Origin of the sequence: Actinacidiphila oryziradicis (assembly GCF_005047355.1) — a bacterium.
GTDB classification, from domain to species: Bacteria; Actinomycetota; Actinomycetes; order Streptomycetales; family Streptomycetaceae; genus Actinacidiphila; species Actinacidiphila oryziradicis.
The window spans coordinates 16748-28332 of sequence record NZ_SUMC01000090.1 but is presented as its reverse complement, the minus strand read 5'-3'; the positions used below and the strand labels follow the sequence as shown (position 1 = coordinate 28332).

16 protein-coding genes and 1 pseudogene are annotated in these 11585 nt (G+C 67.5%); 12 read left to right on the top strand and 5 right to left on the bottom strand.

Annotation, left to right across the window (positions count from 1 at the left end; genetic code table 11):
- The first annotated feature begins 619 nt into the window (after positions 1 to 619).
- Entirely contained in the window at positions 620 to 769 is a 150-nt protein-coding gene (locus tag FCI23_RS57330) for a hypothetical protein (RefSeq protein WP_169317228.1), read from the top strand.
- Positions 770 to 1326: 557 nt separating this feature from the next.
- Here FCI23_RS57330 and FCI23_RS43610 read toward each other — a convergent pair.
- Positions 1327 to 1527, bottom strand: a complete 201-nt coding sequence (locus tag FCI23_RS43610) for a hypothetical protein (RefSeq protein ID WP_169317224.1) — start codon at positions 1525 to 1527, stop codon at positions 1327 to 1329.
- Positions 1524 to 1751, bottom strand: a complete 228-nt coding sequence (locus FCI23_RS43605) for a DUF7848 domain-containing protein (protein WP_136729597.1) — start codon at positions 1749 to 1751, stop codon at positions 1524 to 1526. The genes FCI23_RS43610 and FCI23_RS43605 overlap by 4 nt, the downstream gene beginning before the upstream one ends.
- 399 nt (positions 1752 to 2150) lie before the next feature.
- On the opposite strand from FCI23_RS43605, the gene FCI23_RS43600 reads away from it, so the two are divergent.
- The 3 genes from FCI23_RS43600 to FCI23_RS43590 all read left to right on the top strand — a co-directional run bounded on the left by FCI23_RS43600 (position 2151) and on the right by FCI23_RS43590 (position 3997).
- Positions 2151 to 2615, top strand: a complete 465-nt coding sequence (locus tag FCI23_RS43600) for a lamin tail domain-containing protein (RefSeq protein WP_136729596.1) — start codon at positions 2151 to 2153, stop codon at positions 2613 to 2615.
- 232 nt (positions 2616 to 2847) lie between these two features.
- Positions 2848 to 3603 carry a non-homologous end joining protein Ku gene (gene ku, locus FCI23_RS43595; RefSeq protein WP_136729595.1) on the top strand — a complete coding sequence of 252 codons (756 nt, stop codon included), beginning with the start codon at positions 2848 to 2850 and terminating at the stop codon, positions 3601 to 3603.
- A 103-nt stretch (positions 3604 to 3706) separates the two neighbouring features.
- A complete protein-coding gene (locus FCI23_RS43590) occupies positions 3707 to 3997 on the top strand; it encodes a hypothetical protein (RefSeq protein ID WP_407646115.1) in 291 nt (96 codons plus the stop codon).
- Here the strand turns inward: FCI23_RS43590 and FCI23_RS64195 are convergent.
- Complete coding sequence (locus tag FCI23_RS64195; RefSeq protein ID WP_407646113.1) at positions 3914 to 4312, bottom strand: hypothetical protein; 399 nt, start codon at positions 4310 to 4312, stop codon at positions 3914 to 3916. The two genes, FCI23_RS43590 and FCI23_RS64195, sit on opposite strands and share 84 nt — an antisense overlap.
- On the opposite strand from FCI23_RS64195, the gene FCI23_RS64190 reads away from it, so the two are divergent.
- Positions 4232 to 4444: a DUF6233 domain-containing protein gene (locus FCI23_RS64190; protein ID WP_407646112.1), complete on the top strand. Its 213-nt coding sequence runs from the start codon at positions 4232 to 4234 to the stop codon at positions 4442 to 4444. The genes FCI23_RS64195 and FCI23_RS64190 overlap by 81 nt on opposite strands.
- An 85-nt stretch (positions 4445 to 4529) precedes the next feature.
- Here the strand turns inward: FCI23_RS64190 and FCI23_RS43585 are convergent, their stop codons facing one another.
- Together FCI23_RS43585 and FCI23_RS43580 are read right to left on the bottom strand one after the other, a co-directional pair.
- Entirely contained in the window at positions 4530 to 5315 is a 786-nt protein-coding gene (locus FCI23_RS43585; protein WP_136729594.1) for a DUF5677 domain-containing protein, read from the bottom strand.
- Positions 5312 to 5527: a hypothetical protein gene (locus FCI23_RS43580; protein ID WP_136729593.1), complete on the bottom strand. Its 216-nt coding sequence runs from the start codon at positions 5525 to 5527 to the stop codon at positions 5312 to 5314. The genes FCI23_RS43585 and FCI23_RS43580 overlap by 4 nt, the downstream gene beginning before the upstream one ends.
- A 6-nt stretch (positions 5528 to 5533) precedes the next feature.
- Here FCI23_RS43580 and FCI23_RS43575 point away from each other — a divergent pair, with 6 nt between their 5' ends.
- The 7 genes and pseudogenes from FCI23_RS43575 to FCI23_RS43550 all read left to right on the top strand — a co-directional run bounded on the left by FCI23_RS43575 (position 5534) and on the right by FCI23_RS43550 (position 11482).
- Positions 5534 to 5872 (top strand): hypothetical protein, encoded by a 339-nt coding sequence (locus tag FCI23_RS43575; RefSeq protein WP_136729592.1) that lies wholly within the window; start codon positions 5534 to 5536, stop codon positions 5870 to 5872.
- Positions 5817 to 6458, top strand: coding sequence for a hypothetical protein (locus FCI23_RS43570; RefSeq protein WP_169317226.1), 642 nt, complete (start codon positions 5817 to 5819; stop codon positions 6456 to 6458). Before FCI23_RS43575 ends, FCI23_RS43570 begins: the two co-directional genes overlap by 56 nt.
- Before the next feature lie 503 nt (positions 6459 to 6961).
- Positions 6962 to 7093 (top strand): hypothetical protein, encoded by a 132-nt coding sequence (locus FCI23_RS62720; RefSeq protein ID WP_265737822.1) that lies wholly within the window; start codon positions 6962 to 6964, stop codon positions 7091 to 7093.
- Positions 7094 to 7163: 70 nt separating this feature from the next.
- Positions 7164 to 7823 (top strand): TetR/AcrR family transcriptional regulator, encoded by a 660-nt coding sequence (locus FCI23_RS43565; RefSeq protein ID WP_246144638.1) that lies wholly within the window; start codon positions 7164 to 7166, stop codon positions 7821 to 7823.
- Between the two features lie 302 nt (positions 7824 to 8125).
- Positions 8126 to 8674, top strand: coding sequence for a DUF4365 domain-containing protein (locus FCI23_RS43560; RefSeq protein ID WP_136729589.1), 549 nt, complete (start codon positions 8126 to 8128; stop codon positions 8672 to 8674).
- Positions 8671 to 9882 (top strand): hypothetical protein, encoded by a 1212-nt coding sequence (locus tag FCI23_RS43555; RefSeq protein ID WP_136729588.1) that lies wholly within the window; start codon positions 8671 to 8673, stop codon positions 9880 to 9882. The genes FCI23_RS43560 and FCI23_RS43555 overlap by 4 nt, the downstream gene beginning before the upstream one ends.
- 217 nt (positions 9883 to 10099) lie before the next feature.
- A pseudogene (locus FCI23_RS43550) lies at positions 10100 to 11482 on the top strand (IS1380 family transposase).
- Positions 11483 to 11585: the final 103 nt, after the last annotated feature.

Here is an 11585-nt window from a genome sequence, read left to right as displayed (position 1 = left end):
ACGCCGCGAGCGAGGGCAACAACCGCCTCATCAAGCTCGAAGCCCGCAACGCCTTCGGCTTCCGCAACCGCGAGCACCAACGCCTACGGTCACGCTGCGCGACCACCAGGCGGAGCCGCAGAGAGGCCAAGCCCGGTTAAATTCGAAGACCCGACAACACGATCGCGACGATCGAGAGACTCCCCGTCAAGATCGGCGGTCTCTGAGCAGCACGGCCGGGCTTCAGGCGGTCGCGCTGACAGTCTCATCCGTGACCCGGACGGACATGGTTGCGGCCGAGTCCTGCTCGGTCACAACCACGGTCGTAACGGCCACGGTTGCCGGGGTCGCCTGACCGTCGCACCAGGTGGTCAGGCTGCCCACCTCAACCGTTGCGGTACCCGCGGTTGCCTCCCGCTGGGAGGTGACTGCCCGACCGGACGTCGGCCAGTCGTTGCCTTCTGAGCAACGATTGCCAGTGGTGGGCAGCGTGCCCACGACTGTGGGCCGCCGCCCCACAGTCGTGAGGGACGGCCTGTCCCTCACGGATCCGACCTGCACGGTCGTCGTGGCCGTGTAGCCCGGGGAGACGGGCCAGGCCCACGACCGTCACCCAGACGGACGTGGTTGGCTGGAGGCCATGGCAGAGCATCCGATCATCCCCTTCACGAACGAGCTGATGCAGCTCACTGACGACGTCGGCCAGACGACGGCCGCCGACTTCGTCCAGCGTGTCTACAACGCCGGCCGGGAAGCCGGAGCAGCAGAGGCAGCCGCCGACCCCTCTTGATGTCCCGACCTTCGCCTCCATTAACGCAGGTCCAGCCTGCTGGCCAGGCTTTTTGTGTGCGACCGCGCAAGAACGATTTAAGGATTGTTAGGACGTCCGACCAGGCCTTTCCGGCGGTCACCGAAGAAGGGTGCGGCAGATCGCCGTACCCTTCACGGCCGCCAGGGGTACGCACTGGGTGCGCCCCCTCCATATTCGCGGCGCCGCGAGGGTTTCGGTGGGGGCGGAACCCTTCCCCGGGCATCGGTGAGCCCCGACCGCTGTAATCGGCCGACCAAGCGGCCGGGACATTGCGGCCCACCGAGTGCCCGGAGTGGGAGGGAGGGGCTCGGCGGGCGGCTTGTGGGAGCTATGCAGTTGGACTCGCTGCGCGGCCCGAGGCGGTCGCATTTCCCCGAGCAGCGCCTATTCAAGCCTGGCACGCCTCGCAACCTTGGGCATCTTCGAGGAAGGCGCGGTAGGCCGTCTGGCGGACCTGCGCCCGGGCATGGGTGAGCCCCGACCGCGGGCACACGCGGCCGGGGCTCTTGCCGCCCCCTTCGGCAGGGAGCGGCGGTCTATCGGTGCTTCGGCCCCGGGTAGAACTGGGGCCAGCCGTCGCCAACGTGCTTCCAGTCGGCCATCGGGATGATGCGGCGCCGGGTCTTGCAGGCCGGGCAGGCGTAGGTGGTGCCGCTCGGCCCCGTCCCCCGCTCAACGATGCCGACCGCGACCGGGGCACGGGTGCTCTTCCTGCACCAGGTACAGACGGCGCTCACAGCGAAGCCCCTTCCGCCGGCAGCGCCCGCCACGGCCGTGTGATGGCCTCGCGGTACACGTCGTGGCGGGTACGCCCGGCGTGCTTGAGAGCCCACAGCTGCGCGGGCCCGATGTCCTCGAACAGCAGGGACTTCTCTCCGCACGCCGAGCACCGCATCGCGTGCGTGATCGGCTCCGCGTCCGGCTCTGGCCCAGCGGCGCTGGCTGAGGTCGCCAGGCTCATCGTCTCCAGCGAGTAGTCCCAAGCCGCCGACCGATGGCGCCTCGCCTCTCACCGGGCGGGGCGCTTGCGCGTTCCCCCCTGCCGAGCCCGCGAGACCTCCGCCACGCCTGTCCTCCGGTCACGTGGCGGGCGTGGTTGTGGCTGTTACCGATCTTGGTCAACACGGTGTTGACGGTGGGGCGGTCACCGGCAGCAGACGCGGCATGCGATCACCTTTGAGTGGATTCATGCTCCTTGCAGTGGAGGGTCACGCCTATGTCTGCTTTCCGTAACACCACCGCATTCTTCCGGATATGTGGCGGCATCAGCGGCAAGGTACGAGCCATCGGCCAAGCCGAGGAAGTACCAGCTCATCCACGGACCGATCAGGCCCGTGCGCACCGAATTGGGGGCATCATCATGTCTGCTTCACGTACCGCTCGCCATCTTGCCGCGGCAGTTCTGGCGTCCGCCGCGCTGCTGGCCGCTGCAGCCGTACCGGCCTCCGCGAGCGTCCGGCCTCACCAGCCGCGTCCCACCGTCATCCTCGGCCAGATCCAGTACGACAGCCCCGGCCGCGACGACCGCTCCCGGCGCAGCCTCAACGCGGAGTGGGTCGAGGTGACCAACACCGGCCGGCACGCGGTCAACCTGGACGGCTGGACCCTGTCCGACCGCGACGGCCACACCTACCGCTTCGAGAACCTGCGCCTGGACGGGCGCTCCACGGTCCGCGTCCACACCGGCACCGGCCGCGACACCCGCCATGACGTCTACCAAGACCGCCGCGCCTACGTGTGGAACAACGGCGCCGACCAGGCCACCCTCCGCAACGACCGCGACCGCATCATCGACACCGCCTCGTGGGGCCGCAACCACCACTGACCCGAGTTGACGAACGGTGCCCCGCCCTCACGTCGAGGGCGGGGCACCGTGCCGTTTCCTGCGCCTTCCGGCTGCGTCGTGCGCTGGGGCCGTGCGGGCCTGGGTGGCGCCGGATGCGCGGCGGGCATGACCTGCCGCACGAACGTCGTAGTCGGCGAGGAGTAGGCGGGTTCGTCCCGCTGGCGGTGTAGCCCGCCGCGCGCGCCGGCCGCTGACCCCGCAGGCTGGCCGTATGCGCTCTATGTGGTCGGGCTATGTGTCCTTCGGCCTGGTCACCATCCCCGTGAAGTTGTACGCGGCGACGGAGGACGTCCGCACCCCGCTGCACGAGGTCCACACCTGCGGCAGCAGGATCCGCCACCGCCGGGTGTGCGAGCGGGAAGACCGGGAGGTGACGCAGGAGGAGATCCGGCGTGGCTGGCAGGCCCCCGACGGCGAGGTGGTGGTCCTGGGCGCCGGGGACCTCGAGCACCTTCCGCTGCCGACACTCAAGACCGCCGAAGTGCTCGGCTTCGTGGACGACGGAGACGTGGACCCGCTGATGTACGACCGCCCGTACTGGGCGGGACCGGCCGGTGACGCCGCTCAGCGGCCCTACGCGCTGCTCGTCGAGGCGCTGGCCCGGCATGGCACCGTCGCCGTGTGCAAGGTCGCCCTGCGCACCCGGGAGCGCCTCGCGGTCCTCCGGCCGCGGCATGGCATGCTCGTGCTCCACACATTGCGCTGGCCGGAGGAGATCCGCGACCCCGGCGACCTGACGTCGTCGGCGCCGGTCACGGACCGGGAGCTGCAGCTCGCCGAGGTGCTCATGGACGCGCTGGCCGGCGTCGACATCGGCGACCTGCGTGACGAGTACGCGGTGGCGCTCGAGCAGCTGATCGTGGCGAAGGTGTCGGGCCGGGAGCTGGAGGCGGATGCGGAGCCGGAGCCCGCGGTGGACCTGGTGGCGGCATTGGAGCGCAGCATCCGGGACGCGCGGGGGCGGTGACCCTCTGCCCGATTGTTGCGGTCATGTGTCATATGCGGCATGTAGGGGCACGCGGGTCGGGGAACGCCCGATAGTAAAGGAGCACGCTGTGATCATCAAGAGGATGCACCAGATGGGAATCCGCAGCGAACACGCCTACCTCGCCGCCATGGGCAGCATCGGCCTCTCCGTCGCGGCCTGGGCCGGAAGCCTCAGCGCCGAAACCGGCGTCGGCCTCGACCGCGCCGACCGGTGGGGCATCTTCGTCGGCGAATGGGCCCCCACCTTCTTCGGCCTCGCCCTCAGCCAGTTCGAACAAGAGGAAGGCACCCTACAAGAGGGCGGCCGGCACCTGCGCGAGGCAGGGAAGGAAGCAGCGCAAGGAGCAGCGGAAGCAATGAAGGCGTCCGCGTAACGGCGCAGCTGACCCCGGACGTACGAAAGCCCCCGCGCCGGCGTACCGGGCGGTGCCTTCGCCCTGCTCGGTCAGACCGGCACCAGCGCCCATCATCTGGCTGACTCCGCGCCGCGCGGCTCGCCGGGCCGACGGGGACCGCCTCGTTGCTTCGCCCAGGAGGAGCGGCACCATTTCAGCGACGCAGCCGAAGTAGTCGTCGTCACCGAAGTCGAGGCTGCGCAGCAGCCGCGGGTGGTCCATGATTTTCCGAAGTGGGTCATTGAGCAGCTCGTCTACGTGGGCCACGACACCGGGCCTGCCCGTATCGTCCATCGGGGGCACTGCGCTTCATGCCGCGCCAGCGCTATCACCGCCACCACGGATCAGGCTCGCGCGGCTCTGCGGTACCCGGACGCCGCGCCGTGCCCGATCTGCCGACCCGACCGGCCGCTGAGGGCCACATAGTGGGCAGCTCTTCGGACCCTCCTGAGTGCTGGCGCTGCCGCTCGGCCGGGGCGGAGCCCTGCTGGCCGGTGCCGTGTGGGCGCGCCTATTTCACGCGGCGGGGCAGCAGTGACTGCGTGTCTACTCCAATGTCGCTGATCGCCGTGTCGAGGGCGGCCTTGAGGGGGTCGCCATCCAGCAGGGGACTGAAGACCCGCCCGGCCTGGATGAGTGAGATGGCGAGTTGGAAGACGTCGGCCGGACCGAGGTCGGCGGCCGTCGCGCGGATCTGCACGGTGCCGTCGTCGAGTTCGGCGAGGTAGGCGCTGGCGGTGTCGACGCTGGTGTGGCTGAGCGAGGACAGGTGGGAGTAGACCGGGTACAGGTCGGGCACGCCGTACCGATCGAGGAGGTCGTGCACGTGGCCGATCTCGTGCACCAGCTTGTCGTGCAGGGACTGCTCCGCTGCCGTCCGGGTGGGCTCGGCGGCCTGCTGGTCGAGGGTCTGCCCGTACTGCGCCGCGATGGCCCAGCCGGTCCTCTCCAGCTTCTTCAGCAACTTCTCCCGCGAGGTGGCGCCCGCAGACATGACGGCGTCGACGGCGGCCTCACCGTTGTCGACGAGCCAGTTCAGGGCGTAGGCGTGGTTGAATATGTTGCGCATCAGCGGGGCGACCTCGGGCGCGGTGAAGCCGCGGTCGATGAGGGTTAGCACGCCGAGCGAGGCTCTGTTGACTAGCCGCCACCACCCGTAGGCGCCAAGGACCACCTTGTAGTTGGCCTGGGGGAACTTCAGGCCCTCGGCGATGGCCTGGTCACCGGCTTCGATCAGGTGCTCAGCTGCGCCTCGGGCTCGGGCGGCGGTCTCGTCGGTCACGGTGAAGGTGCTCATGACCGGGACAGTAGTGCGAACTGCTCGAACTGCTCTCCTACCTCGTCGGCGACTGCCTGGGACTCGACGACCGCAGGCTGGTCTTCCCCGCGCCGAAGACCGGCCCGGCGCGGCTGGTCCTGCACTTCACCGCCACCGGCAGGATCGCCGACACGGAACCGGGCGAAGCCCTCACCGAGGAGCATCTGACCGAGATCGAGGCTCAGGTCCACGCGCGGTTGCTCGCGCACCCCCTGCCGCGCGTTGCCAGAAAGATCCTCTACTCCACGCAGCCGGTCGAGGGGTACTGGCGCTTCGCCGACCGGCTCGTCCTGCGGCCGCTGCCCGAGGGCAATCCGGCGGTGCCGTGGCTCGCCGAGTCCTACCCGCTGATCTTCGAATGCGCCTACCCGGGCACCGAGGACGTTGTTCTGTCCTTCTCCCGCAGCGACCGGATCGCCGACCAGTGGATGAGCGTGCTCGCACTCGCCGATCCTGCCTCGCCGCGGCTCGGCCCGGGGCATGTGGGCGGCAGCAGCATTTCGCCGGCCGGGGGAGAACGACAACCCGACCGGTGAATGGGTTCACGCCCGCTACCAGCCCGCGAACTGGGGCTGGGCTGGCAACACCCTGTGCGAACAGGGAGACCTCGCCGGCATCGCCGTGACGGACGAGCACGCCGGTCTCTTCCGGTGCGAGTCTTCCCATCACCTTCCCACCTACCTGACCAGGTGCCTGGCTGCCTTCGACGCCCTGAACGCCACGGACCGCCTCCTACTGCTGCGAGCCGCCCACTGGATCCATCACGCGGCCCAGGTCCGGGAACTGTCGGCCTCCGCGGCGTACACGGCCGTCGTCCAGAGCGTGGAGGTGCTGGTCGACACGCAGGGGGGACAGAGCACCAGCGCGGCGTACCGCGCGTTCGTCGAAGACCACGCTCCGGCGACCACCGACACGATGCGGACGATGCACCGCAGCCTGTACAGGGTCCGCAGTCAGATCAGCCACGGCAGTCGGCTGTTCGTCTCCGACCTGGAAGTGAGCGGCATGCCCAACCCTCAGCGATGGCACGAGGAACGCCTTTTGGACCACGCGACGGCGGTCTGCCGCACGGCGATCATCAACTGGCTCCTCCGCAGGACGACCGCGGCTGCGGCCCGGTAGACCGTCCTCCCTGCGACGCCCCGCCCCACACGAAGGATGGCTCCATGGCCAGCAAGCCCACGCTGCCGGCGTCTCCGACGAGGAGTCGGGCGGGGCGGATGCGCTGCTCTACAGCGACTGGCAGATCTGGGGTGCCCCGTACCTGTCCTCTGCGCTTCGATCGGGCCGTGCGTCCTCTACCCGACGGGCGCCGACGCGGGCGACGGCCACCAGCCCACCGGTCAGCTGGTGGTGCGCTTCACTCACATCGATCCGCCCTGGACCCCGCCGCTGAAGACCGGTGCTGACTGGTACCTGGGTCTCAGACCGGACGAGGAGATCGCCGCCCTGTTCAGCCTCGCCCTGGGGGTGCGGCTGCGCTCGGGTGGGCCGGTCCACCGCTTCCCCCACGGCGGCGACGTGCGCGGGGAGCCCTTCCTGCACGATCACCAACCGCCCGGTCTGGTGCCCGTGCCCGCGCGGCGCGTGCAGTTAACGGGGCTCCGTGGCGCCGAGGTGCCGAGGTGCCGCTCGGCCTCGGCCTCGACGCGCTCGCACGGTACCCGTTCCTCACTCCCACACAGGCATTCGTCCTGGCCAAGGCGGCCCGGCACTTCGCGACCCTGGACCGTTCGAATGGCTCCCAGTCCGGATGACTGCCTCGAAGTCGCACGACCCCGCTTGGAGGGTTAGGCAGATCCACTGTTGCCGGCGGGTCGCACGGCAGTGGACGCCGACCACGTCTCGGCGTACGGCCTCGCGGTCGAGCACTACCAGAAGAGCGAGACCATCTGGAACGGCCAGGACGGACGAGAACCCCTACGAGGTCCCCAAGCAGCCCTCCTGGAAGGCGAGCCCCACCCAGAACGGCTATCCGGCGCGGGCTACGACAGGACCACCGTCGCGGAGATCGCCGACAGCGCGGGCCTGACCAGGAGCACGTTCTTCCGCCACTTCCACGACAAACGCGAAGTGCTCGCGGCCGGCCAGGAGACGCTGGCCTGGCTGTTCACCTCAGGCATCGCCGCCGCGCCCGAGGACGCGACACCGCTCGACGCCGTCGAGCACGGTCTGGAGACGGCCGCCGCGGCGATGACCCCGTTCAACTGCGAGTTGGGGCCGCGCCTGCAGGCGGTCGTCGCGACCAGCGCTGAACTCCAGGAGCGCGATCAGCTCAAGCACGTCGGACTCGCCGCGTCGATGGCCGACGCGCTCCGTGCCCGCGGCGTCCCGCACGCGGTAGCCGCCCTCGCGGGCGACATCGGGATGCTCGCCTTCAACGAGGCCTATGCCGAGTGGGTCCGGGAGGAGAACCAGGAAGACCTCGCGGAACTCCTGCGCTCCGCGATGTCACGACTCCGGCGCGCGGTCACCGAACTCGGCTGAGGCGCGGCCCACCGGGTCGCTGACGCTCCAGCCCCGGCCCGCCCCGGGCCAGCCGCCAGCACCAACGAATCGTCACCCCGAAGAGCCGAGGTCAATAGTCGCTCAGATCCCGCGCGGTGGCCAGCCCAGACGGCCGGGTGACGGTCGCCTCTGGTCGTCCGTGGTGGTCCCGGGCCGTCGCTTGACGGCCCAGGGACGGCCCGGGACTCGGCTCCCCGCTCATCCACAGACACGAGCAAAGCCGCCGCTTAGGGCCACGTCAGGCTCTACGATGTGATCTAGGCAACACGGGTGGGGGGTCAATGATCGACGTGGATGAAAACGCTCCTGCGTCACCGCTCCGGGGGGAGCTTGAGCAGAAGCGCCGTATGGAGATGCTGCAGGACAGCTACTTGCGAGCAGTCGCGGCGGCGGCTGGCTGCACCATGGCTAAGCCGGATCCGGACGACGGGATCGATTGGCAGTTGTGTCACTCGTCCGAAAGTCATACAACGGATTGCCAGATTGATCTAAAAATACAGCTTAAAAGTACGTGGACCAGCGCGCCAAACCCAGCCAATGGATTCGTGTCTGTCACTGTCGCCAACGACCGACTCCGCATGTTAGCTAGAACTCGTGTCACTGTGCACCGCATCCTGGTTGCGATGATAGTTCCCGAAAACGTCGCCGACTGGATTGATGCTAGTCACGACATTTTTCAATTGCGACACTGTGCTTACTGGCGGAGCGTCACCGGAGTAGAGCCATCTGGGCGTGAGAAAACTGCGGTTAGAGTCTCCACCAGTCAAATATTCGACGATGTAGCCCTGTGCGGAATCATGGAGAGAATCGGCAAAGGGGGGACACCTTGAGCACGCCCGACTTCAGAGAAATCGCGGGCCATCTTACAGACTCCCAATTAACCCTCGCCCTACAGAGAAGCGGATGGCACAAGTTCGGCGGCCAGGTCGGATTGTACACGAGATGGCGCCTTGAATCGGATTCTCAGACTTCTGGAAGTCAGCTCTTGATTCCACAAGACAGGGAAACGGACGATTACGAGGATCTTTTGAGTCAAGCGGTAGCCCGTGCCTGGAAGCTCGGAGATAACAAAATCAGGACGGTCCTTGAGCGAGCCGCAACGCTGCACTCCCTTGGCGATGAGATTAAGTTTCACAAAGAGGCTCATTCCCGACGAGGAACGATCCCCTGGACCGCCGGGGAAGACCTCCATGCCGGTGCGCACAAATCTATGGTGGTCGCTGCTAAGATCCGCAAATCAAAGGCCGCCTACTTCGGTAGCTCCAATTCATTCCTTGCGAGATCATTCCTCGATTCCGTATTGATGGGACAAACGGAAGTCGGGAGCTATGTGGTGACAGCGTACGCCCCACCCGATGAGGTGTTCAGCGAGAAGAAGCTGAGGCCCGGGGACACGATCCCATTGATTGGCCAACATACTGGCAGAGAGATCACACTTGGCCTTGTGTCCGCGCTTGAGGCCGCACGTGAATCCGTAGACCACTTCAACACATCTGGGTCCACATACGGGTTCGTCGAGAACGTGAGTCGCGGTTTTTGCTATGAACTAACGCAGGCAGTTCGAAGTCTCATCAGAGACTCCGACGGAGCCGAAGTTGAGATTGAGCTTAACTCTGGCGAAGATCTCTTCTCTGAAACCCCGCCGCAAAGGCATAAACTGGAGTTTACTCCGTCGGACTACTCCGTCCTAGAGAGAGCTGGCTCCTTGCTCGCCACTGTAGCTAGGCCACAACCAGTTACAGTCCTGGGCATGGTGACCCTTCTAGAGAGACCCAAGGCTGGAAATCCTGGAGTAGTTCGACTTGACGTACTCGGCGGGACGTCTGCTCGCAAAATGCGCGTACGCCTCAAAGTCCAAGACTATGACCTGGCCATGGACGCTCATCGCAACAATCTGGCCCTCAGGGTGACGGGACGACAAGAACTAGAGGGTCATTTCTACTGGCTGTACGATCCGGAGATTATTGAGCTCATTAATGTGACGCCTCAAACACCGGGAGTAGATATCAACTCCGGAGATCAGGATCCTCTCTTCTAGGCCAACTTGACCGCACCTGCCAACTGCCCAACACAGCGTGAGAAGCGCGACGGCGAGCAGCGACCCGAACACTCCGGCACTCTTCGGGGAGCCCCGCCGGAGTCGCTATCAACGAATTAGCCTCGCGCTTTCACGGAGGCTGGTGTCCAGCTTCTGACCTGCGTCGATAGGGCTTGTCTAAGGTCCTGTACGGCACAGTGAAAGAAGCACTTCTCAGGTGTTGAAGCGTAGCGGGTTCTATCCGGTGGTGCGGGTGGCGGCGACCGGTTCGGGGGTGGTCTCGCAGGCCGGGGGTGTGTTGCTGACCGAGACGGTGCGGGCGGTGGGTGTGGACCGGGTGCTGTCGGCGGCGCTGGCTCCGTGGCGCAAGGCCCGTGCGGTCCATGACCCGGGCAAGACGGTGTTGGACCTCGCGCTGGCGTTGGCGTTGGGCGGGGACTGCCTGGCCGATGTCGCCGTGCTGCGTGCCGAGCCGTCTCTGTTCGGCCCGGTGGCCTCGGACCCGACCGTCTCCCGTCTGGTCGACGCCCTGGCCGCGGCCGGCCCCAAGCCGCTCGCCGCGATCCGCGCCGCCCGCGCCCTGGCCCGGCAACGGGCCTGGTCCCTGGCCGGAGCTGCCGCTCCCACCGGCCCCGACGGACAGGTGACCGTGGACCTCGACGCCACCCTGGTCACCGCGCACTCCGAGAAGGAACAAGCCGCCAAAACCTACAAGAAAGGCTTCGGGTTCCACCCCCTGTGGGCTTTCGTCGACCACGGCGGCGAAGGGTCCGGCGAGCCGCTGGCGGTGGTGCTGCGCAAGGGCAACGCCGGCTCCAACACGGTGGCCGACCACATCGCTGTCACCCGGCTCGCCCTGGCCCAGCTGCCCAAGGGGCACCGGCGCGGGAAGAAAATCCTGGTCCGCACCGACGGCGCGGGCGGCACCCACGGCTTCCTTAACTGGCTCACCCAACAAGGCAGATCGCTGTCGTACTCGATCGGCTTCACCATCGGCGAGGACCTCCAAGCCGCCATCCCCCGGATACCGAAGAAGGCGTGGACCCCGGCCTACAACGCCGACGGGCAGATCCGCGAGGGCGCCTGGGTCTGCGAGGTCACCGACATGCTCAACCTCACCGGCTGGCCCAAGGGCATGCGGGTCATCCTGCGCAAGGAACGCCCGCACCCCGGCGCCCAACTGCGGATCACCGATGTCGACGGGCACCGCATCACCGCCTTCGCCACCAACACCCCCGGCCGGCAACTCGCCGACCTGGAACTGCGCCACCGCCGCCGGGCCCGCTGCGAGGACCGCATCCGGAACGCCAAGGACACCGGCCTGCGCAACCTTCCCCTCCACGACTTCGCCCAGAACGCCGTCTGGTGCGAGATCGTCGCGCTGGCCTGCGAACTCATCGTCTGGATGCAGATGCTCGCCCTGACCGGGCCCGCCAGCCGCTTCGAGCCGAAGAAGCTCCGGCTGCGGCTGTTCGGCGCCGCCGCCCAGCTCATCCGCACCGCCCGACAACACCACCTCAGGATCGCCGGGCACTAGCCCTGGGCCCAGCAGATCCACGACGCCTTCGCCCGACTGCGAGCCCTCCCAGCCCCCGGCTGACCCCGGCAGACCCCGCCCCGACAAGCCCCGCACCACCCATCGGAGCCGTGGAACCCGGCGCCCACCCGACGCGACTGTGGCGAGTTTGTGCAGGCGCAGGGAG